This window comes from Photorhabdus viridis, assembly GCF_040256935.1.
In the GTDB taxonomy this organism is placed as follows: Bacteria; Pseudomonadota; Gammaproteobacteria; order Enterobacterales; family Enterobacteriaceae; genus Photorhabdus; species Photorhabdus viridis.
In genome coordinates, this window is sequence record NZ_JBEJZY010000011.1 from 45466 (window position 1) to 67743 (window position 22278).

Genomic DNA, 22278 nt, shown 5'->3' on the forward strand with positions numbered 1-22278 from the left:
TGTAAAAATATGAATATAGGTATACCCTATGGATTTCAAGATGCATCGCGGCGGCAAGGGAGCGAATCCCCGAGAGCATATATAACCCGCTCAATTTACAAGGTAGAGTCCGTCAGTTTTTAATATTTTTAAATCTATATATAAGCTTTGATATTGATATCATAGCAATTAATAAAATCCTTGTGAGTGCATTCTTATTCATAGACTTAAGAACACTCCAGATGATATAAAAAACCACTGTCTTATGGTAGTTTGGTGAACCATGGACATCGGGTAAGCAAAGATTATTGAAAAATGAACACTTATCTTTTAGATGGGTTGTTTCTGTTGAGGGAATAACCTCATCATATTTACTCTGTAAATAAAAAATCCTCAGGTCTTCTCTTATCTTATTAACAGAAGTGAATTCACTATTCATAAAATAAAACAGTTCATCATCTGTACTTATTTTTTTATGACTATTATTATTAATGTTATTTATCAAAATGTCCTTAGTAATTCGAGGTAAATTCTGAAATAATTTAACATTATGGTAGATGTCATATATAGGCGCACCAACCATAGTTATCGAGTTTATTCTGTTATCCGTACAACTATTTTTTAATGCAATGTAACCGCTAAAACTCATCGCCAGTAAATGGCACCTTTTACCCACAGGGAAATCTATTGAATTTAGTATATCTGAAAACATGCTGAATGATTCAGCGTTAAAACTTATTGAGTTTTCCCCCACACTCGGCATCTCAGTAAGAATAACGGTTAAACCAAGAGAATGGAGAATACTTAATGCGTTTACCCACTGTTCTTTCAGAGAAATAATTCCCCCACATATGATTACAACGTCTTTTGTTTTTCCATATTTAATATAAAATCGTTGAGCCCCATTAGATGTTATTTTATCTTCAAGTTTATGAGGATTTATATATATGTTTTTAAACAAACTAATATATTCATTATAAGAACGATGTTGAATCGTTGTATCTGGATAAGGGAATCTTGCAATATTATATAATCCCAAGGCTTCTTTATAGTTACCGTTTCCTTCTGAATGCTTAGCCTCCTTCCAGAAAACATTACCCCAGCTAGATGATGAATCATCTGACAACGAATTTATAGATAAAAGCAAATCACTCACTTTCCTTTGGATACTCAAGGTTCTCGCATGTAAAATCACATAATTCTTCATTTCATATAACTTATTCATATTTTTGCCTCATAAAAAATTTGATTCGTATTTCATGAAATTATCTTTTATTTTATTGAGGAATCTGGATGCTTCGACGCCATCAAGTACTCTGTGGTCAAAAACCATAACTAGATTACATTTATATGTGTTGTTTTCTGTCTGTTCTGGACAACCCAAAGTAAATGTAAATGTCGAGCCGGATATAGGGATGCAAATATTCTGACTTTCCTTACCAAAGGATGTCACAGTGAAACTACCAAAAAGGGCTACCTGATTCCTAGAATTAAGCATCATAAACTTAGACAATAACTTTCCGATAAATAAAGGTAGTCTCTGTATTAGCCTTATTTTTCTATAAGAATCTTGTTTCGCAAGCTCTGTTTTTATTATTAAAGATATTTCACTATATATATTTTTTACAGTTTTTTTATCTGTATTTTTAATAGTGTAGGTATAAACGCCAGCTTCTTGTGATTCATTTTCTTGTGAGATGGTTAACCTTGCATTGATCTCCTTCATATTAATTAATTTCATGTTACTGCCATACTTCATCATACAGTTTAAATGACTGAACTCTTCAAATGCTTCACTCACTGCTTTAATTAACAATGATGTTGCATAACTCATTTTACATGTTGATATATTTACTTTTGTTACAAATGATACCCCTTTAACCTCTTTGGCTAGATCTAAAAATATTAGAGTCTGCTTTCTATTATCACATATTTTTGCTAATTTCATTATTCATAACCTCGAAGATTTCACGTAAATTTCTGCATGCTAATAATTTATCGACTTCAAACTTGATTTTTATCTCATTTTCTAATGTTATTATCATATACATAAAGGTTAATGAGTCCCATTCATCAAGACTTGAAAGGTCGCAATCGAGATCACTTGAATTAAATTGCATTCCGGTTTTATCTTTTATAAACAACAAAAAATCATCAGATTTCATTTGGAACCCCTTCTATGTTCACACAGTAGTGTTTGTCGGCAATTTTCAATTCAGTTAACTTAGCTTGGTAAAAACTATCTGTTTGGTTTAGGAAACCACATTGTTTATAAAAATTTTTGAATTTTTTATTCTTATTTGTTTCTGTATATTTAGCTGTCAGCAGCTCACACTTATTCTCCCTGGCAATATGAATGATCACATTCATTACTCCAAATTCAACTTGCCGTTCTAATACACGGCAGCTCGTGACGATATTTTCTATTAAACATGTTTTTTCAAAGAAAGACAGAAATGCGCACCCAATAACGCCATAATCACCAAAGTTGTCTCTGCATGAGAATATGATAATTGTATTGGCGTTATCAGCAAGAAAATCGTGAACCTCCTTTATATTCATTCTTATCGTTGTCATATTGAATTGATTTGTTCTTAATGTTAATTCGGAAATTCTTTCAATAAATGACGCTGGAGATGTTGTGAAACATAACGTCATGTTCAGACTTTTTAAGTAATCATTATTATTTTTTGAGACAATATGAAGGTTTTCTCGCAATCTATTTTGAGCAAACGTCATATTTCTTATCTTATCTGAATCGGTTAACTTTTCTTTAATGAAAAAATCTGAACCTAATAAACTTCTAATATTTTCAGTTATGTTTTTAGAAAACTCAAAAACAGTAATTTCAGGGATATTCTGTTTTACCTCTTCACACTCATACTTACTGTCATCTATAAAAAGAACATGTTCTGGATTAATATTCAGATTTTTGCATATATCCTTTATGTTATCACTTTTTCTATTCCAGTTAATTGACGTAAAAGAAAATTTATCCCAATCGATTTTTATTTTTCCATTATTTTTATCAAAAATTTCTTTGATGATTTGCTCATCGTTCTTACTTGCTATAGCCAGAATAACACCCTGCTCATACATCCTTAACAACCATTTTTGATACATGTTAAATTCATTGGCCTTTTTTGAAGCTAGACTATTTTCTAAGCCATCTTCAACTATAACACCATCCCATAATGTGTTATCTAAATCCGTGATTATACACTTTATAGATTTACCATAAGAGAGTCTTAATAATTTTATAGTCGCTTCTGCTACATAATTTAAGAAATCTAAAGATGCGACTGTGTTATGTGTGGTATATATATTCTCTGTGGTATTGCCTTTAAATTCACTCAGATCTATAATCAGTGACACCGAATTGTCTTTCTCGATAAATTCAGTGAACTCATAAATCATCACCTGAAATCTTTTTCTTTCATTAAGGCTTATATATTGACTCAAGTTTTGTGAGCAGTAGGGTAGTGATGATACAAAGAATTTAATTTTATCCATCCCGAGATCAATGAAAATATCAACTATTTTTTTTAAATTGGTTTTTATATTCTCAATGTTTTGTTTTACGTCATCTATCGGTTTACATATGCTATATTCATCAAGGTAATATGTTTCGTCAAAAATAATAAAAACAATTTCAGGTTTGTAATCTTCAATTACAGACTGATTTAATAATACATATGATAAATAGTTGCTGTAATCAGTTTTCATAAACTTTAAATAAATGTTCAGCGTTAAGGCTTCATAATTCATTAAAGGCAATAATGCTTTGTGGCTGAGATTGCAAAGGACTAAGCTATTCACAATCTGTTTAAAGTTCTGCTCTATTGATTTTCCTAAAATCATCTTATTTAAGATACTATTTAACACATTGACCTCCTTTTGTGAGGTAGACTCTTGATGTTAACCAGCGTGACGACTCTATAGATATGGCTATACCTTCCTCACCATCATTTGCTATATCAAAAAATTCTTTTAACTGAAAGAATAATGCTGCGTTTGCACAATTTCCTATATTTGCAACTTGGGATAAAACATGTGACTCAGGAAATCCAATTTTCTTACAAATCACATCAACCATTTTCCCGGATAGCTGTGGCGGCATTAGCCAAAGTTTTTCTGATATTTTTAGCTTGTTGGTAATTAAAAATGATTTGAAGCTATCCATGGTCAGATCTGGGACTAATTTTTCAATTAATTTGTATTCTTCCTGTAACATAGGGGAATCATCCGTATCTTTCTTGGTTCCCTTCCAGTTTACTAGTTGACCTATTTTCTCATTCAGTCCTATATAACTGTAGCTAACTTCATTTACAGCTAGGGCGCTTTCTGTTTCTTCACTTGATAAAATGCACCCTCCCACACCATCACCAAAGAGAACGTAATTTACAGCCTCTTTGGGGGCAATTTTTTTACTGCCAAAATCAAATAGATTGGCAAACTTATTAGAGCACTCGACACCTATTACAATTCCTTTTTTATGTACGCCGCTTTTTAATATGTATTTCGCGAGATTTAATGCCTGCACAGCTCCTGAACATCCGCCATTAATCTGATAAGTTTCAATATTTTTTATCCCTAACTTGTAACATGCCTCATTAATGCTGGTTGGCAATAAATAATCAGGAGTGGCTGTCGATGTTATAATAAAATCAATGTCATGATAGCCATTTTCATTTTGCTGTATTAATCTTTTTAAAACAATTGAAATGAGATCAGATGTATTATTGTTAATTTTACCCGTCAGTATATTTGTTGAAATATGGCGTCCATAGTTACCGAATAGTTTTTCTATTAGCTGTGGCCTGAAGTTAATTAACGCACACAATTCTTCATTTGTAATGTTAGTACCCGGAAGATATGTTTCTACTGATGATATGTACATGTTAGCTCTCCCAATTTTTATTTGTACTAACATTAATAGCTCTTATCTTTAAATCTGTAAAGGCTAATTACAGCATTAATATACATAATCCAATCGGACAAAGGCGCTGGAAGTATGATTCTTCATTGATACCTGAACGATATTAAATAGATTTTAATGAATGGTTATCTATTGTTTGTTAAATTTATAATCACAGAAATTTAAGCGATAAAAATAATTTCTCTAAGTTTTGAACAATGTTTTTTTCGAGAAAATATTAATTATTTACTTTGAGGAAAATATATGAGTAATAATAGCAATGAAGAACTATTATCAGCCATGTTTAGTTGGCAAAAGGATAATTATCTCCCAACACTGAAACATGCCATCAGTACTTTCCCAGTCTCTGTAAAATCTCTTTAATGGCTTATCTGTTATTATTGATTTAGTTAGAGTGGAATGTCGTGCTTTATTTGTGTAGATTCCATTCTTATTCTTGATTATTTAATTGATTTTAAATAAATTTCTTTGTTTTTGATGTAAAATACCCCTCTTTATCGTTAAGCTATCCGCTTAATATGTTTCAAATTTATTCAGGCAGAGAAAGAGATAATGACAAATTCAACTACTGAGTTGGTGACAATTTATGATCTTCATAGCCATACGACAGCATCGGATGGTTTACTTTCACCATCAGAGTTGGCTGAACGGGCGGTGGCAATGGGAGTCAATGTGTTGGCAGTGACTGATCATGATACGACAAATGCTATTCCTCTGGCCCATGAACATATCCGCAATCATCATTTACCCTTGAAATTAATACCCGGCGTTGAAATATCTACCCTGTGGGAAAAAATGGAGATTCACATTGTGGGTCTGAATATAGATATTCAGGCAACTGCAATGATTGAATTGTTGGGTAAACAGGCTGAACTCAGGAAAGCGCGCGGCATTGAAATAGGTCGCAGGCTGGCAAAGGCAGGTATTTCCGATGCCTGGGCAGGAGCAAGTCAGTTAGCGGATGGTGGTCAGGTGACGCGAAGCCATTTTGCTCGTTACTTAGTAGAAATCGGTAAAGAGCCGACCATTGCGAAAGTCTTTAAGAAGTATCTGGCGAGGGGAAAAACCGGATACGTTCCACCGCAATGGTGTACAATTGAACACGCTATTGACGCCATTCATCAATCAGGCGGACAGGCAGTGATTGCGCATCCGGGGCGATATGATTTATCTGCCAAGTGGTTGAAACGTTTGATTGTCTGGTTTAAGCAGCATGGTGGTGATGCAATGGAGGTTGCACAGTGTCGGCAGGCGCCTAACGAGCGGAAACATCTCGGTCAATTGTCACGGGAGTATGATTTGATGGCATCGTTAGGTTCTGATTTTCACCAGCCCTGTTCATGGATAGAGTTAGGGCGTAAATTGTGGTTACCCGGTGATGTGGTACCAATATGGCGCAACTGGTCGCTGTAGGGGCTGCATAAAATTAAGAGGCAATTTATGAGCCAGTTTTTTTATATTCATCCTGATAATCCTCAACCACGCTTAATAGGGCAAAGTGTGGATGTGTTCAAAAAAGGTGGGGTCGTGGTTTACCCAACTGATTCCGGTTATGCGATTGGTTGCCGTCTGGAAGATAAAGATTCGATGACCCGGATATGTCGTATTCGACAGTTGGATAGTCATCATAATTTCACCTTAATGTGTCGTGACTTATCAGAGATATCGACCTATGCCTATGTTGATAATTCGGCTTTTCGACTGATTAAGAATAATACGCCAGGTAATTACACCTTTATTTTACGGGCGACCAAAGAAGTGCCTCGTCGTTTAATGAATGATAAGCGGAAAACCATTGGATTGCGTGTTCCATCTAATCCAATTGCGCTGTCTCTTCTTGAACAAGTGGGTGAGCCACTGATGTCCACCAGTCTCATTTTACCGGGGAATGATTTTGCTGAATCTGATCCGGAAGAGATTAAAGATAATTTGGGTAAATTGGTTGATTTGATTATTCACGGTGGTTATTTAGGGCAGCAGCCTACAACGGTAATTGATTTGACTGAAGATACGCCTGTGATAATACGTGAAGGTGCCGGGAATGTAACGCCATTTTTATAGGTTAAGCAGTAATCATTTTCAGTGTCAATATAAAGTCAGCGTATAATATACTGACTTTATATTTTTAATTCTTTGATTGAGTTAAAGTTTTTATTATTAATTCGAATTATCAATAGTAACTAAATAAGAAATCATTATGTATTTAATAATTAAGTGGCTTTGATAACGTGATAAGTAAATATTTTTCCCACCTAAAATAAGTTTAATTGGTTATTTGTTGACGATGATTTTCCTCGGGTTAATTTTTATGAGATAGAAGATAAAAGTGAATTCTGATATTATCTTATTGAAAAGGCACTTTCAAAACTGTATGGCGGCTATCAGTATTTAGGTGGCGGTAATGGAGTCTATTTTGGTATAGATTCTACGGTAAATATTGATATTTCAATATGGGTTCATGTTATAACCTAGTTGTGGCTGTAATATATTTGTTTTTTTCCGATGAGTTTCGGTGTGAGCGATAAATGGGCATATTTATTTGAGTCATTGATTCCAAAATTAGTGTAGAATGCCCGGCCACAGACTGGAGTGTATGACCTGTTTTCTAACACTCTATGTTAAAAAATTTATTAAAATCAATTTGTTATAATATTTTTTCAATATGGCGTATTGATTGATATACAACACGACGCCTGTGAAGGCGACAGCAGAGGTTGCTCAATGAGTGGTAAGACACAAAAATCTGAAAAGTTACAGAAAATTCTCGCGCGTTCCGGTCACGGTTCCCGCCGCGAAGTAGAAGGTTATATTCAACAAGGGCGCGTCAGTGTTGACGGCAAGATTGCCACTTTAGGCGATCGTATTGAAGTTCAGTCCGCCACAAAAATTCGCCTTGATGGCCGGATATTACATATCAAAGAACCACAAAAAGAAGTTTGCCGTGTTCTGGCTTATTACAAACCAGAAGGTGAACTTTGCACCCGCCATGATCCAGAAGGTCGGCCAACCGTTTTTGATCGTTTGCCTAAATTGCTGGGCTCCCGCTGGATAGCGGTTGGGCGTCTGGATGTGAATACCTGTGGTTTGTTGCTGTTTACCACGGATGGTGAGCTGGCGAACCGTTTGATGCATCCAAGTCGGGAAGTTGAGCGTGAATATGCTGTTCGTGTTTTTGGCGAAGTTGATGATGCCAAACTGAAACAACTGACTAAGGGGATTCAACTGGAAGATGGCCCGGCATCGTTCTGCACTGTCGCGTTCAAGGGCGGTGAGGGGATGAACCAATGGTATAACGTAACGCTGACAGAAGGACGTAACCGTGAAGTTCGTCGTCTTTGGGAAGCGGTGGGTGTACAGGTGAGCCGCCTTATTCGTGTGCGTTATGGTGATATTGGTTTGCCAAAAGGTTTACCTCGCGGGGGTTGGACAGAACTTGGTTTGGAGCAGACTAATTATTTGCGTCAATTAGTGGGTTTGAATGAAGAGACGGTTTCCAAAGTGGCGGTTGAACGTGATCAACGTCGTCTTAAAGCTAACCAAATCCGCCGTGCAGTTAAACGCCATACTCAGGGGACATCACGTCCATCGGCAGGAAAGCGTCGTCCGGGTAGCTCCCGCCAGAATGCGGGGCGTCCAACTGCACCAAAAGGCCGCTAATTTCTATTTTTAGGTTTCTAGGCTTCTCGTTTCTGTGGGCCTCGTGTAATCACGGGGCCTTTTTTACCAGTCGATTCCTTTTTGTGCTTTAATGCCGGCATCAAAGGCATGTTTGACCGGGCGCATCTCTGTGACGGTATCGGCCATTTCCAATAATTCACGGTGACAACCGCGGCCGGTAATAATAACGGATTGGTGTTCTGGCCGGTGTTTCAGGGCGGTAATAACCTCTTCAAGAGGAAGATAGCCGTAACTCACCATATAAGTCAGTTCATCCAGTACCACCAGATCCAAATCAGGATCAGCCAGCATCTCCAACGCGTGGCGCCATACCTGATGGCAGGCCACGGTATCTGTTTCCCGGCTTTGGGTTTCCCAGGTAAAACCTGTTGCCATAACATGGAAATTCACACCATGTTGTTCCAGCAGATTTTTTTCGCCATTCTCCCATTGACCTTTTATAAACTGGATAACACCGGCACGTAACCCATGACCTACCGCACGGGTCACTGTGCCGAACGCCGCGGTGGTTTTGCCTTTACCATTGCCGGTAAAAACGATGAAGATTCCCCGCTCTAACTGGGCGGCTTCAATACGGGAATCCACTTTTTCTTTCAGGCGTTGTTGCCTTTTTTGGTGCTGGTTCTCATTGATTGTCATTATTCAGCTGGTCCTGCTTTACGTCCGGGTTGTGCATCAAAACTGATGCCTGTTTTACGCAGACTATCGCTGCCCATGAGATAAAGATATAGCGGCATAATATCCGCCGGTGTTTTCAGTTTAGCAGAATTTTCGTTAGGGAATGCGTTGGCGCGCATATTTGTGCGTGTACCACCAGGGTTGATGCAATTAACGCGCAGAGAACTATGTTTATATTCTTCGGCTAAAACCTGCATCATGCCTTCGGTTGCAAATTTAGAGGCGGAATAAGCTCCCCAACCGCTGCGACCTTCACGGCCAACGCTTGAACTGGTAAAAATTAATGATCCGTGCGGTGATTTCAATAATAACGGAAGCAATGCCTGAGTTAACATAAAGGTCGCATTGACGTTGACTTGCATCACATCGTGCCATAACTGAACCGGCTGTTCTGCCATTGGTGCGACGGCGCCCAGCAATCCGGCGTTATGCAATACACCATCCAGATGCGGATAATATTTCGTTAAATCGTCAGCAAATGTTTTACACTCTTCGGCTGTTATGGTGAGTAGATCTAGGGTGTAAATGGCTACAGGGGCGCCACCTGCTTGTTCTATCTCTTTTTTGACAGCTTCCAGTTTGTGCGTGGTTCTGCCAAGTAAGATCATTTGCGCTCCATAACGGGCATAAGTTAAAGCCACTTCACGACCAATCCCATCTCCAGCGCCTGTAACCAAAATAATACGTTGCTGTAGGAGGTCATGTTTAGGTTGGTAATGTAACATTTGAAGATTTCCTGTTATTGATAGAGCGATTTATTACCATAAGAGGCAGTTCAGGCTATCAAAACAGAAATTGATATATTGAGTCAAATTTGTAAAGGCTGATTGTTTAAGAAGTAAATGGTGAAACATTGCAGGCGTTAATATCTATTTTTAGTTAGAATGAAAAATATTAATTATCAGAAGACAAAGGTGGGTTTTGTGGAGTATTTATCTCTTTACGGGTTGTTTTTAGCCAAAGTAATAACGCTGGTGTTGGCCGTTATCGCCTTGGCTATATTTGGTATTGGTGTGGGAATGCGGAAATCTTCGCTAAAAGGCGAGTTGAAACTGACAGACCTTGGTGAATCATACCGGGATAAACAGCGTCAAATGCAGCAGGCTAGAATGACAGAAGCCGAAAGAAAAATCTGGCACAAAGAGTTTAATAAACAGCAAAAGCTCGAATCCAAGCAAAAGAAGAGTGAAGCTAAGACAGGGCAGAAAGGATTACAGAAACCTTGTCTCTATGTGCTGGATTTTAAAGGCAGTATGGACGCACATGAAGTGGATTCATTACGTGAAGAGATTAGCGCAGTTCTGGCAGTGGCAGATGCAAAAGATGAAGTTTTGCTGCGTCTTGAAAGCCCCGGTGGAATGGTTCATGGTTACGGACTTGCCGCTTCCCAGCTTGCCCGTCTGCGTCAGAAAGGTGTCCGCCTGACTGTCGTCGTAGATAAAGTGGCTGCCAGTGGTGGTTATATGATGGCTTGTGTTGCTGATCATATTGTTGCCGCGCCATTTGCCATTATTGGTTCTATTGGGGTGGTCGCTCAGATTCCAAATATTCATAAATTATTGAAGAAAAATGATATTGATGTAGAACTGCATACGGCTGGTGAATATAAACGCACATTGACTTTTTTAGGGGAAAATACAGAGCAGGGCCGGAAAAAGTTCCAAGCAGATCTCAATCAGACTCACGAATTGTTCAAAGAATTTATTCATACACATCGTCCATTGCTTGATGTGGAAAGTGTCGCTACAGGTGAATATTGGTATGGCACACAAGCGAAAGAAAAAGGGTTGATTGACGAAATTGGTGTCAGTGATGATCTGTTAATTGCTCAAATAGATCATTGTGAAGTTATTGGCGTCAATTATATACATCGTAAACGCATGGTAGAGCGTTTCACGGGTAGTGCAATGGAAGGCGTTGATAAACTGTTATTACGCTGGTGGCAGAGAGGAGAAAAGCCTTTGCTTTGATTAAAGTCCCCGGCTTTGAATGAATAAATCCTGGCGTACCTGAAACGGCGTTTTTTCTTAACGCTCAGGGGCGCCTTGATATTTTGTCCCTGTTAAAACATCACAGGTGTTACATAATTTGCTTTACATACCACTTCACCTGTGTGATGAAAATCAGGATTTTCTACACTGATAATTGTTACTCTGGCTTCGCGTTTATGTGTTCTATCCGGCTGATTTCCAAATAAGTATAAATCACTTTTACACCGCGCCGCCGGTGCATTTGAGCGCACTGTACATATCCCAAAAAATGACGACTTAATTAATAATATTCCTAAGGAAATAAAGTATTATGGCTATTTCGCAGTACGATATTCATACCAGTCATGCTGTCATCTCTGTTGCTGATACGGGGGGTAACGGGTTACCTGTGCTTTTTATACATGGTAATTCGAGCAGTAAGGACATTTTTTGTCATCAAGTGAGATGTTTTGGTGATGAATACCGGATTTTGACTATTGACTTGCCAGGGCATGGCGCGTCATCAAACGCAGTGGATCCTCGCCGGACTTATTCGGTATCTGGCTATGCTCTCTGCATTATTGAAGTGCTGGAAAAATTAGGCATCAATAAAATTGCTGTTTTCGGATGGTCGCTGGGGGGGCATATCGGGTTGGAAATGATCTCGCGATTCCCTGGAATTGTTGGATTGATGATTTGTGGCACACCTCCGGTTAGCCCAGGTGCAGAGAATGTCAGTCTTGGATTTAAGCCAAGCCGGTTTATGGCAATATCAGGTAAGGCTTCGCTGACTGAAGAGGAAATTACAGATTATACTCTGGCGCTATATGGCAAAAACGCGCTTAGTGAACCATTTCTTAGAGCGGCAGTCGCACGGACTGATGGTTTAGCACGGCAATATATGTCCGAAGCGTCCGTTTCACCAGATGTCATGGACCAACGATTGTTGGTTGAAACAAACCCAACTCTTCTGGCGATTGTTAATGGGGCAGACGATTTATTTGTCAATATTGATTATATCAATGGAATAGCTTACCGAAATCTCTGGGCTGGTCGTGTTTATAATTTAATCAATCTTGGTCATGGACCATTTTGGGAAGTGCCGGAGAGATTTAATGTCATGATGGCGGGTTTTTTCTCCGATCTTCCCCTGAAGATTAAATAATATTCACAGTTTATAGTACAAAGTGTTTATATACCCGGCAGATATAGTTTTAGAGGGTTTTTATATATCTGCCTATTCGTTTCTTTTCATCCAGAAAAGATTCACCACGGAATACCAGTACATCCCCTTTTTGTGCTACATCGTCTACGAGCATACCCTGAATTGGCGGATAATACGGTTGGCTTTTTCCGATAATTATTCACGTTTAATCGGTGCCGTTCTCTGTCGCATTTCTCAGCCCTTATCAAAAATAATTTGTTGCGCATCATTTTTTATCAGGTAGAGTGTGAACTTTTCACCATGCAGATGGAAGATTTTGTTTACGATTCGTTTCATTCATTTGCATAGTTTATGGGCGGTATCTAAAATACCTCAAATAATTCAACAGGTTTCGAGTTCGGGCAGATCATCTGAATAAAAATAAGTTGATATATTGAGAATCTATCGCAATATAAAAAGAGGTTTTAACAAAATTGCGGAATTCTCCTGCCTAAATTCTTATTGAGAGTGAAGCGAACTTTTAGGATTAGGGGGAAGATGGATAGCCAACAGCTCATAGGGTTGTCAGCGGTCTATCATACCAAAGGGGATTTTAGCTTGTAGACACCGTGATATGGACGCTGTGAATTCCGCCATCTGAAAAGATAATTAGGTAAAGATAACTATGGGTAAAGCTCTTGTAATAGTGGAGTCCCCGGCAAAGGCCAAAACAATCAATAAATATTTGGGGAGTGACTACGTGGTGAAATCCAGCGTGGGTCATATCCGTGATTTGCCGACCAGCGGCTCAGCCAGCAAAAAGAGCTCGAGCTCATCTACCGATAAGTCTAAGAAGAAGGTCAAAAAAGATGAGAAAGCTGCATTAGTCAGCCGTATGGGGGTTGATCCATATTGCGGCTGGGAAGCTGATTATCAGATTTTGCCAGGCAAAGAGAAAGTCGTGGCAGAGCTGAAATCACTGGCTGAAAAAGTAGATCATGTTTATCTCGCAACGGATCTTGACCGTGAAGGAGAAGCTATTGCATGGCACTTGCGGGAGGTGATTGGTGGTGACAGTGATCGTTTTAGCCGGGTTGTTTTTAATGAAATTACTAAAAATGCCATCAAACAGGCATTTGATAATCCGGGTGAATTGAATATTGACCGGATAAATGCGCAACAAGCCCGCCGTTTTATGGATCGGGTTGTTGGTTATATGGTTTCTCCGCTACTGTGGAAAAAGGTTGCCAGAGGGCTTTCTGCCGGTCGCGTGCAATCTGTGGCGGTACGCCTTGTTGTAGAAAGAGAGCGCGAAATTAAAGCGTTTGTACCGGTAGAATATTGGCAGTTACACGCTGATTTACTGGCGAAAGGTGAAATTTCACTGCATATGGAAGTGACTCATAAGCAGGGTAAGCCGTTTAAGCCGGTTAATGGTGAGCAAACTCAGGCCGCCATATCGTTACTGGAAAAAGCCCGTTACAAAGTTATTGATCGTGAAGATCGTCCAACATCCAGTAAACCGGGTGCGCCGTTTATCACCTCCACATTACAGCAGGCCGCCAGCACGCGTTTAAGTTTTGGTGTTAAAAAAACCATGATGATGGCCCAGCGTTTGTATGAGGCAGGGTATATTACTTATATGCGTACTGACTCAACCAACCTGAGTCAGGATGCGCTGGATATGGTTCGTGATTATATCGGTGATAATTTTGGTGATAAATACTTGCCGAAAACAGCGAATATTTACAGCAGCAAAGAGAATTCACAGGAAGCGCACGAAGCTATACGTCCTTCCAGCGTTGATGTCATGGCTGAACAGCTGAAAGACATGGATGCGGATGCGCAAAAACTGTATCAGCTTATCTGGCGTCAGTTTGTTGCTTGCCAAATGACACCGGCACAATACGATTCCACAACCCTGACGGTACAGGCGGGTGATTTTGAATTGCGCGCCAAAGGCCGTACATTGCGTTTTGATGGCTGGACAAAAGTGATGCCTGTATTGCGCAAGGGTGATGAAGACTATACTTTGCCTGTTGTTGACATTAGTACTGAACTTGATTTGCAACAACTGCTCCCAAGCCAGCATTTTACCAAGCCGCCAGCACGTTACAGCGAGGCATCCTTAGTTAAAGAACTGGAAAAACGCAGTATTGGTCGCCCGTCTACCTACGCTTCTATTATTTCCACGATTCAGGATCGTGGCTATGTTCGGGTGGAGAGCCGTCGTTTCTATTCAGAGAAAATGGGGGAAATTGTAACTGATCGGCTGGAAGAGAATTTCAACGGGCTGATGAGTTATGATTTTACCGCGCAAATGGAAGATCAGCTCGATCAAGTTGCAAGTAATAAAGCTGAATGGAAAGGGGTTTTAGATGAGTTTTTCACTGATTTCAGTGAACAGCTTGATGTCGCCAATAAAGACCCGGAAGATGGCGGGATGCGACCCAACCCGATGGTGATTACCTCCATTGAGTGTCCGACATGCAATCGTCCTATGGGTATCCGCACGGCAACCACTGGCGTTTTCCTGGGTTGTTCCGGTTATGTGTTATCACCTAAAGAGCGTTGCAAGCAGACGATCAACCTTATCCCTGAAAATGAAATTCTCAACATTTTGGAAGGGGATGATGCGGAAACAAACGCATTACGTGCTCGTCGTCGTTGTAAAAAATGTGGTACAGCGATGGACAGCTATCTTATCGATAACCAGCGTAAATTACATGTTTGTGGTAATAATCCTGCTTGTGATGGCTACGAAGTGGAAGAGGGCGAGTTTCGCATTAAGGGATATGATGGCCCGGTTATCGAGTGTGATAAATGTGGCGCTGAAATGCATCTGAAAATGGGGCGTTTTGGTAAATACATGGGCTGTACCAGTGAAACGTGTAAAAATACCCGCAAGATCCTGCGTAGCGGAGAAGTTGCTCCACCAAAAGAAGATCCGGTTCCGTTACCTGAACTTCCTTGTGAAAAGTCTGATGCGTATTTTGTATTGCGTGATGGTGCCGCTGGTGTCTTTTTAGCCGCGAATACTTTTCCTAAATCGAGGGAAACCCGAGCTCCTTTGGTAGAAGAGCTGGCTCGTTTTAAAGACCGCCTGCCGGAAAAACTATGTTATCTGGCTGATGCGCCTGTGGCTGATGCTGAAGGTAATAAAACTGTTATCCGTTTTAGTCGTAAAACTAAACAGCAATATGCTTCTTCAGAGAAAAATGGCAAGGCAACGGGGTGGAGTGTGTTTTATGTAGATGGGAAATGGGTTGAGAAAGATAAATAGTAATAATTTTTAAGAGAATCAACTCGCTCTTTTTCTCAAGAATGAAGTCATTTTTTTCTATTAAGCCAACCTTATAGGTTGGCTTTTTTCATCTATCAACAGAATTTTAAAATATATGAATTAAAATGCAGCCTATAACCTTCGTTATGATTTTTCAATTATTCGTTATATAAATATATAATCGTGTTATAGTGGTTATATGAGAAAACATTATTATTTCTATTAGTTATAATAAATAGCAAACAGCAATATCAGGCCAAATTTTAAGTCATAATTGTTTACAGCGTTTATTTTGGGATGGTGCTTAATATGAAATTGCAGCAACTTCGTTATATCGTAGAGGTGGTAAACCACAACCTTAATGTCTCATCTACGGCGGAAGGATTGTATACATCTCAACCAGGGATTAGTAAGCAAGTTAGGATGCTTGAAGATGAATTAGGTATTCAGATTTTTTCCCGCAGTGGTAAACACCTGACGCATGTTACTCCCGCAGGTGAAGAGGTTGTCCGAATTTCTCGTGAAGTATTGTCTAAAATTGATGCAATACGGTCAGTTGCCAGTGAACATACTTATCCGAATCGTGGTTCGCTATATATCGCCACTACCCATACACAGGCCCGTTATGCATTACCTCCTGTGATTAAAGGATTTATTGAACGTTATCCGCAGGTCTCTTTGCATATGCATCAGGGGTCGCCAACGCAAATTGCTGAAGCTGTGAGTAAAGGTAATGCTGATTTTGCTATTGCCACTGAAGCGCTGCATTTATACGAAGATTTGATAATGTTGCCTTGCTACCATTGGAACAGAACGTTAGTGGTGACACAGGATCATCCGCTGGCGGGTAAAAAGAATGTTTCAATTGAAGAATTGGCAGAATATCAACTGGTCACTTATACCTTTGGTTTTACCGGTCGTTCTGAATTAGATGTTGCATTCGATAAAGTGGGCCTAAAACCTAAAATTGTTTTCACTGCTACTGATGCGGATGTCATTAAAACTTATGTCCGGTTGGGTTTGGGGGTTGGGGTTATTGCCAGCATGGCAGTTGATCCGGTGCAGGATAAAGACCTTATTTGCATTGATATGCGAGATAAATTCAGCTACAGCACAACTAAGATAGGTTTTCGGCGCAGTAGTTTCTTGCGCAGTTATATGTATGATTTTATGTGGCGTTTCGCACCTCACCTGACGCGTGATGTTATTGATCAGGCGGTTGCTTTGCGCTCAAATGAAGATATCGAAATTATGTTCAAAGATATCAAATTGCTAATCATATAATAAAATAGCAAGGGAGATAATGACTTCCATTATCTCCCGTATTTTACTTATCAGGTTGGATCAAACTCACCACTGAAGAAATCATCGGAATCTTCGATTGACATTTTTCTGTGCTTATTAATGAAATTATCAAAACTGGCCTTAAGATCAGGATGTTCGAGCGCTTCGTAGTCTAAGACCGATATCAGAGATGAGTATTCAAAATTAATATTAACATTCTCATTCGAAGCACAACTTGATAAAAAGTTTGAATTATTACTATCGAAATTAATTCGATAGAGTTTCAGTTTTGGAATATATACCGTCTTTTCTCCGACAACCAAGGTATCTATGGCAACTGTTAGTGTCATAGTAGAATAAAAACCTTTATTTTTCCGTATGCCTAAACGAATCGTTTCTCCTTGTTTGGTAAGAAAGTCAGCAAAGTTTACCAGCATATCTGTATTTTCGAATACAACAACATTCATGATAAAATGAAGAAAACTTTTTGAGATACTTAGGCCAGTCAATGAGTCTGTGTAGTTTTTGGATTCGACTTTGCTGGTACCCATTAAAGGGAGCTTGTTGACAACTTGAGTCCAGAATGCCATATCTGTCTTGTATTTCTCTCCATGCTTTTCTGCATGTTTATTGACATAATTAGTTGCGATGGAAGAAAGAGCAATTAATGTTTGACTTAAGCTATTCGTTTTTTCCTGAACATCTTTTTGATCAGATAATTGTGTTGCAACAATGAACTGAACTAAGCCATCTTTTTCTTTATATGTGTTTGTATTTTCTATATTAAAATAAGCTCCATCGATATGGAAGAACGTATTGGCTTCATTGATTTTCTCTATATGATCCTGGTGATTTATAATTGGGTTTCTTATATCCATAATTTTGTCCTTATTCTTTTAATTAATAATTAGAGTCCAATTTAATTGTTGGCGAACTAATTCTAGCTGATTGTCATTCAATTGTTTACCCGACTAAATCATCAAAATTTATTATAGAAATTCTGATGGACAATCTGAATTGACAAATTGTGTGGTAATAAAAAACAATTATTTGCTTATATGTTATGTTTAACTTGTGCCATTATCATAAGATGGCTCTGAGTGATGCCAGCATAATAAGAAGGAGGAGTTATGTCGTTTGATTTGAAAAAGGTTTGTGTTTCAACACTTTCCGCTGCAAGTAAAGAGTATGATTATTACAGCTTGCCACTGGTTGCTAAACATTTAGGTGATATTTCCCGCTTGCCTAAATCAATGAAAGTTCTTCTGGAAAATCTCCTGCGCAATATTGATGGCAACTCTGTTGTTGATGACGATTTAAAAGCGATTGTTGATTGGCAAAATAGCGGTCATGCAGACCGGGAAATTGCTTACCGACCGGCTCGTGTATTAATGCAGGATTTTACGGGAGTTCCGGCTGTCGTTGATTTAGCGGCGATGAGGGATGCAGTTCAGCGTCTTGGCGGTGATGTTGAACAGGTTAATCCATTATCACCTGTTGATCTGGTCATTGACCATTCCGTTATGGTGGATAAATTTGGCACGGAAAACGCCTTTGAACAAAATGTTCAATTAGAAATGGAACGCAACTATGAACGTTACCTGTTTCTGCGTTGGGGACAACAAGCATTTAACCGTTTTCGCGTTGTACCGCCGGGAACTGGGATTTGCCATCAGGTCAACCTGGAATACCTGGGTAAAACGGTTTGGCATGAAACGCATAACGGGCGGGAATTGGCTTATCCTGATACCCTGGTTGGTACGGATTCTCACACCACCATGATTAATGGCCTCGGTATTCTGGGATGGGGGGTTGGGGGTATCGAAGCGGAAGCGGCTATGTTAGGACAACCTGTTTCCATGCTTATCCCTGATGTGGTGGGTTTTAAACTCACCGGAAAGTTACGCGAAGGGATTACTGCGACAGATCTTGTGCTGACAGTGACACAGATGCTGCGTAAACAGGGGGTGGTGGGGAAATTTGTTGAATTTTATGGTGATGGGTTAGCTGACTTGCCATTGGCAGACAGGGCAACCATTGCCAATATGTCACCGGAATATGGTGCAACGTGTGGTTTTTTCCCGGTGGATGATATTACGCTGAGTTATATGCGGTTAACAGGGCGTACAGAACAGCAGATTGCTCTGATTGAAACATATTGTAAGATCCAGGGCCTATGGCGAAATCCGGGTGATGAGCCGGTATTTACTAACAGTCTGGAACTGGATATGTCTACGGTGGAGGTCAGCCTCGCCGGGCCGAAACGTCCACAGGACAGAGTTGCCTTAGAGCGGGTGCCACAGGCATTTCAGTCAGCCATTGATCTGGAGATGAATAAAGCGCAAGGAAAAGTCGCCTCAGCCCCCGTTAATCTGGATAACCAGAGCTATGAGCTAGAAGAGGGTGCGGTTGTCATTGCTGCGATGACTTCCTGTACCAATACATCTAACCCCAGTGTGATGATGGCCGCAGGTTTACTGGCGAAAAAAGCGGTTGAGAAAGGGCTTAAATGCCAACCATGGGTAAAAACCTCACTGGCGCCCGGCTCGAAAGTTGTGACGGATTATCTTGAACTTGCCGGTTTTACACCATATCTGGAGAAACTTGGTTTCAATCTGGTGGGTTACGGCTGTACAACTTGCATTGGTAATTCCGGGCCATTGCCTGAACCTATTGAAACTGCAATTAAGCAAGCCGATCTTACCGTCGGTGCGGTCCTGTCTGGCAACCGGAACTTTGAAGGCCGGATCCATCCGCTGATAAAGACTAACTGGCTGGCATCACCACCATTAGTTGTGGCATATGCCTTATCCGGCAGTATGAAAAAGGATCTGACTAACGATCCTATTGGTCAGGATCCACAAGGCAATGGCATCTATTTGAAAGACATATGGCCTGACCGGAAAGAAATTGCTGAAGCAGTTGATAAAGTTAAGGTTGGCATGTTCCACAAAGAGTACGCCGGAGTATTTGATGGTGATGAGACATGGCAGTCGCTGGATGTCGTCAGTTCTGCAACTTATGACTTCCAACCTGACTCTACTTACATTCGCCACCCGCCATTCTTTAGTGAGATGACAGCAGAGCCGGAGGCTATAACGGATATTCACGGCGCTAATATACTGGCTATTCTTGGTGATTCTGTCACCACAGATCATATTTCCCCCGCAGGAAATATCAAAGCTGATAGTCCGGCAGGGCGTTATCTTCAGGAACATGGCGTTGATCCGAAGGATTTTAACTCTTATGGCTCAAGGCGTGGCAACCATGAAGTGATGATGCGCGGGACGTTCGCCAATATTCGTATCCGTAATGAGATGATTGCAGGTGTAGAAGGGGGATATACCCGCCATATTTCATCACAGACACAATTAGCGATTTATGATGCGGCTATGCGCTATCAGGAAGAAAAAACACCATTGGCTGTGATTGCCGGCAAAGAATATGGTTCTGGTTCGAGCCGCGATTGGGCTGCGAAAGGAACTCGGTTGTTGGGGGTTCGGGTGGTAATTGCGGAATCATTTGAACGTATTCACCGTTCTAACCTGATTGGTATGGGTGTATTACCACTGGAATTCCCTCAGGGAGTAAACCGTAAAACACTGAATCTGAGCGGTGATGAGACGATTGATATTACTGGGATGAATAACCTTAAACCTGGTCAGATCGTACCGGTAAAAATGACTTATGCTGATGGGTGTAAGGTGGTCGTTGAGGCCCGTTGTCGTATTGATACTGGAACTGAATTAGATTATTTCCACCACGGCGGTATTTTGCATTATGTCATCCGTCATATGTTGAAATGATTTTTATATCCTATAAAGATGGCGCCAGTATTGGCGCCATCTTTGTCAGCTAAAATAAGTAGAATTAAGTGGAAATTAAGGCTCTTATGGCAGGAAATGCCCCATTTTTCTGGCTTTGGTATCCAGATAATGAGCATTTTTAGCATTGCGGCCGGTAATTAACGGAACCCGCTCCACAATGTTAATACCTGCTTCGGTCATAATTTCCACTTTTTTAGGATTGTTTGTCAGCAGACGAATAGCATTAACGCCCAGCAATTTATACATGTCCGCACATAAGGTAAAATCACGTTCATCGGCGGCAAAACCTAACTGATGATTAGCTTCTACCGTATCCGCGCCCTTATCCTGTAATGCATAAGCACGAATTTTGTTTAGCAGGCCAATATTACGGCCTTCTTGCCGGTGGTAAAGTAATATCCCCCGTCCTTCCTTAGCAATTTGAGCCAGAGCTGCTTCAAGTTGAAAGCCGCAGTCACAACGCAGGCTAAACAGGGCATCACCCGTCAGACATTCTGAATGGATCCTGGAAAGAACAGGTTCATTATCAGAAATAGAGCCATATACCAATGCAACATGATCTTGACCCGTGGCGATTTCTTCAAAGCCTATCATCAAAAAGTCGCCCCATGGGGTAGGTAATTTAGCTTCAGCTATCTGTTTTAATTGCATCTTATTGTTCATATGTCGATTCAGACTCGTTATAAGAATGGATTGTAAAAAATAATACCGGTCTGAGAAATCAGCTGAAACTGCACAAGAAATTTTCTCTGATTATAACGCACATGTATTCTGCCATATTTACAATCAATTATCTGTGAAAAATCTTCAAATAATCGTGTATAAGTAATAGGCATAACATCAACGTGTTATGAGTGAGCTGCATACTTCGTCCAGAATACCACTAAGGAGCCTCGTCCCTATGTTGCCTTTCCTTCTGGACATACCCTATTTGCTGCAAATTGGGCGATGGTTATTTATTGTCTCACAAAAAAATGGCGGTTGATTAACTTCCAAAAGGATTTAGATAGGTAATTGCTTCTTATTTACACTTAGTTAGTGGGAAGATATCGCAAAAAAGCTGAAAGAAGCGTTTATCATGATAAATTGCTTCCTTTGCCCAGACTGGAAATGCTAATTTAATGGGCCGTTATGTCTGTTATTTGGCATAATACCCAAGCAACAATAGATAACAGGAAAAAATGTGAAATATTTTCTGATTTTATTACTGGTATTGGTGATCTTTGTCATCTCTGTAACTCTTGGAGCAAATAACGATCAGATTGTTACTTTTAACTATCTGATTGCTAAAGGAAATTACTCTGTATCTACGCTTTTGGCTGTATTGTTCGCTAGCGGTTTCGTGTTAGGCTGGGTTATCTGTGGATTATTCTATCTTCGTACTCGTTTATCATTGGGAAGAGCTGAACGCAAGATTAAGCGACTGGAAGCACAACTGGAGCAACCTGCTGAACCTCCGGTTACTCATTCACCGCCTGTATTTAGCAAGGAATAAA

Annotated in this window: 19 protein-coding genes; 9 read left to right on the forward strand and 10 right to left on the reverse strand. The window is 39.9% G+C overall.

Features of this window, described 5'->3' with window-relative positions:
* Positions 1–112: 112 nt before the first annotated feature.
* Genes ABR397_RS06345 through ABR397_RS06365 form a run of 5 tightly spaced genes read right to left on the reverse strand, consistent with a single transcriptional unit; the run spans position 113 to position 4912 of the window.
* Positions 113–1204, reverse strand: coding sequence for an alpha/beta hydrolase (locus ABR397_RS06345; RefSeq protein WP_350304968.1), 1092 nt, complete (start codon positions 1202–1204; stop codon positions 113–115).
* Positions 1205–1213: 9 nt separating this feature from the next.
* Positions 1214–1927, reverse strand: coding sequence for a 2-oxo acid dehydrogenase subunit E2 (locus tag ABR397_RS06350; RefSeq protein ID WP_350304969.1), 714 nt, complete (start codon positions 1925–1927; stop codon positions 1214–1216).
* Positions 1905–2144 (reverse strand): phosphopantetheine-binding protein, encoded by a 240-nt coding sequence (locus ABR397_RS06355; RefSeq protein WP_350304970.1) that lies wholly within the window; start codon positions 2142–2144, stop codon positions 1905–1907. Before ABR397_RS06355 ends, ABR397_RS06350 begins: the two co-directional genes overlap by 23 nt.
* Positions 2134–3864: an HAD-IIIC family phosphatase gene (locus ABR397_RS06360; protein WP_350304971.1), complete on the reverse strand. Its 1731-nt coding sequence runs from the start codon at positions 3862–3864 to the stop codon at positions 2134–2136. Before ABR397_RS06360 ends, ABR397_RS06355 begins: the two co-directional genes overlap by 11 nt.
* Positions 3854–4912: a 3-oxoacyl-ACP synthase III family protein gene (locus ABR397_RS06365; protein WP_350304972.1), complete on the reverse strand. Its 1059-nt coding sequence runs from the start codon at positions 4910–4912 to the stop codon at positions 3854–3856. The genes ABR397_RS06360 and ABR397_RS06365 overlap by 11 nt, the downstream gene beginning before the upstream one ends.
* Positions 4913–5470: 558 nt before the next feature.
* On the opposite strand from ABR397_RS06365, the gene rnm reads away from it, so the two are divergent.
* From rnm to rluB, 3 genes are all read left to right on the forward strand, one after another.
* Positions 5471–6331, forward strand: coding sequence for an RNase RNM (gene rnm, locus ABR397_RS06370; protein ID WP_350304973.1), 861 nt, complete (start codon positions 5471–5473; stop codon positions 6329–6331).
* Between the two features lie 27 nt (positions 6332–6358).
* Positions 6359–6979, forward strand: a complete 621-nt coding sequence (locus ABR397_RS06375) for an L-threonylcarbamoyladenylate synthase (protein WP_350304974.1) — start codon at positions 6359–6361, stop codon at positions 6977–6979.
* 660 nt (positions 6980–7639) lie between these two features.
* Positions 7640–8575, forward strand: coding sequence for a 23S rRNA pseudouridine(2605) synthase RluB (gene rluB / locus ABR397_RS06380; protein WP_350304975.1), 936 nt, complete (start codon positions 7640–7642; stop codon positions 8573–8575).
* Positions 8576–8638: 63 nt separating this feature from the next.
* On the opposite strand, the gene cobO is transcribed toward rluB, so the two are convergent.
* Positions 8639–9229, reverse strand: a complete 591-nt coding sequence (gene cobO / locus ABR397_RS06385; RefSeq protein WP_350305027.1) for a cob(I)yrinic acid a,c-diamide adenosyltransferase — start codon at positions 9227–9229, stop codon at positions 8639–8641.
* A 5-nt stretch (positions 9230–9234) separates the two neighbouring features.
* Positions 9235–9999 carry a YciK family oxidoreductase gene (locus ABR397_RS06390; RefSeq protein WP_350304976.1) on the reverse strand — a complete coding sequence of 255 codons (765 nt, stop codon included), beginning with the start codon at positions 9997–9999 and terminating at the stop codon, positions 9235–9237.
* A 198-nt stretch (positions 10000–10197) separates the two neighbouring features.
* Here ABR397_RS06390 and sohB point away from each other — a divergent pair, with 198 nt between their 5' ends.
* Both sohB and ABR397_RS06400 read left to right on the forward strand, forming a co-directional pair.
* Positions 10198–11244, forward strand: a complete 1047-nt coding sequence (gene sohB / locus ABR397_RS06395) for a protease SohB (protein ID WP_350304977.1) — start codon at positions 10198–10200, stop codon at positions 11242–11244.
* A gap of 331 nt (positions 11245–11575) precedes the next feature.
* The gene (locus ABR397_RS06400) at positions 11576–12409 is read left to right on the forward strand and encodes an alpha/beta fold hydrolase (protein WP_350304978.1); all 834 of its coding nucleotides are present in this window, start codon (positions 11576–11578) and stop codon (positions 12407–12409) included.
* A gap of 49 nt (positions 12410–12458) precedes the next feature.
* Here the strand turns inward: ABR397_RS06400 and ABR397_RS24995 are convergent, their stop codons facing one another.
* Positions 12459–12563, reverse strand: a complete 105-nt coding sequence (locus ABR397_RS24995) for a DUF2498 family protein (protein WP_407072868.1) — start codon at positions 12561–12563, stop codon at positions 12459–12461.
* A gap of 510 nt (positions 12564–13073) precedes the next feature.
* Here ABR397_RS24995 and topA point away from each other — a divergent pair.
* Together topA and cysB are read left to right on the forward strand one after the other, a co-directional pair.
* Positions 13074–15671 carry a type I DNA topoisomerase gene (gene topA, locus ABR397_RS06410; protein ID WP_350304979.1) on the forward strand — a complete coding sequence of 866 codons (2598 nt, stop codon included), beginning with the start codon at positions 13074–13076 and terminating at the stop codon, positions 15669–15671.
* Positions 15672–15980: 309 nt separating this feature from the next.
* A complete protein-coding gene (gene cysB / locus ABR397_RS06415; protein ID WP_350304980.1) occupies positions 15981–16955 on the forward strand; it encodes an HTH-type transcriptional regulator CysB in 975 nt (324 codons plus the stop codon).
* 50 nt (positions 16956–17005) lie between these two features.
* Here cysB and ABR397_RS06420 read toward each other — a convergent pair whose 3' ends face one another.
* Positions 17006–17833 (reverse strand): hypothetical protein, encoded by an 828-nt coding sequence (locus ABR397_RS06420; protein ID WP_350304981.1) that lies wholly within the window; start codon positions 17831–17833, stop codon positions 17006–17008.
* Between the two features lie 252 nt (positions 17834–18085).
* Between ABR397_RS06420 and acnA the strand changes: the two genes are divergently transcribed.
* Entirely contained in the window at positions 18086–20761 is a 2676-nt protein-coding gene (gene acnA / locus ABR397_RS06425) for an aconitate hydratase AcnA (RefSeq protein ID WP_350304982.1), read from the forward strand.
* An 84-nt stretch (positions 20762–20845) separates the two neighbouring features.
* Here the strand turns inward: acnA and ribA are convergent, their stop codons facing one another.
* Entirely contained in the window at positions 20846–21433 is a 588-nt protein-coding gene (gene ribA / locus ABR397_RS06430; RefSeq protein ID WP_350304983.1) for a GTP cyclohydrolase II, read from the reverse strand.
* A 532-nt stretch (positions 21434–21965) separates the two neighbouring features.
* Between ribA and ABR397_RS06435 the strand changes: the two genes are divergently transcribed.
* Positions 21966–22277, forward strand: a complete 312-nt coding sequence (locus tag ABR397_RS06435) for a LapA family protein (RefSeq protein ID WP_021325448.1) — start codon at positions 21966–21968, stop codon at positions 22275–22277.
* The last annotated feature ends 1 nt before the right edge of the window (position 22278 follow it).

Bases quoted from the DNA above. Each gene is read 5' to 3' on its own strand.
- ABR397_RS06345 (WP_350304968.1), bottom strand. From the start codon at position 1,204: ATGAATAAGTTATATGAAATGAAGAATTATGTGATTTTACATGCGAGA.
- ABR397_RS06375 (WP_350304974.1), top strand. From the start codon at position 6,359: ATGAGCCAGTTTTTTTATATTCATCCTGATAATCCTCAACCACGCTTA.
- ABR397_RS06420 (WP_350304981.1), bottom strand. From the start codon at position 17,833: ATGGATATAAGAAACCCAATTATAAATCACCAGGATCATATAGAGAAA.
- rluB (WP_350304975.1), top strand. From the start codon at position 7,640: ATGAGTGGTAAGACACAAAAATCTGAAAAGTTACAGAAAATTCTCGCG.
- ribA (WP_350304983.1), bottom strand. From the start codon at position 21,433: ATGCAATTAAAACAGATAGCTGAAGCTAAATTACCTACCCCATGGGGC.
- ABR397_RS06355 (WP_350304970.1), bottom strand. From the start codon at position 2,144: ATGAAATCTGATGATTTTTTGTTGTTTATAAAAGATAAAACCGGAATG.
- ABR397_RS06390 (WP_350304976.1), bottom strand. From the start codon at position 9,999: ATGTTACATTACCAACCTAAACATGACCTCCTACAGCAACGTATTATT.
- topA (WP_350304979.1), top strand. From the start codon at position 13,074: ATGGGTAAAGCTCTTGTAATAGTGGAGTCCCCGGCAAAGGCCAAAACA.
- ABR397_RS06400 (WP_350304978.1), top strand. From the start codon at position 11,576: ATGGCTATTTCGCAGTACGATATTCATACCAGTCATGCTGTCATCTCT.
- rnm (WP_350304973.1), top strand. From the start codon at position 5,471: ATGACAAATTCAACTACTGAGTTGGTGACAATTTATGATCTTCATAGC.
- ABR397_RS06350 (WP_350304969.1), bottom strand. From the start codon at position 1,927: ATGAAATTAGCAAAAATATGTGATAATAGAAAGCAGACTCTAATATTT.
- acnA (WP_350304982.1), top strand. From the start codon at position 18,086: ATGTCGTTTGATTTGAAAAAGGTTTGTGTTTCAACACTTTCCGCTGCA.
- ABR397_RS06365 (WP_350304972.1), bottom strand. From the start codon at position 4,912: ATGTTAGTACAAATAAAAATTGGGAGAGCTAACATGTACATATCATCA.
- cysB (WP_350304980.1), top strand. From the start codon at position 15,981: ATGAAATTGCAGCAACTTCGTTATATCGTAGAGGTGGTAAACCACAAC.
- ABR397_RS24995 (WP_407072868.1), bottom strand. From the start codon at position 12,563: ATGCTCGTAGACGATGTAGCACAAAAAGGGGATGTACTGGTATTCCGT.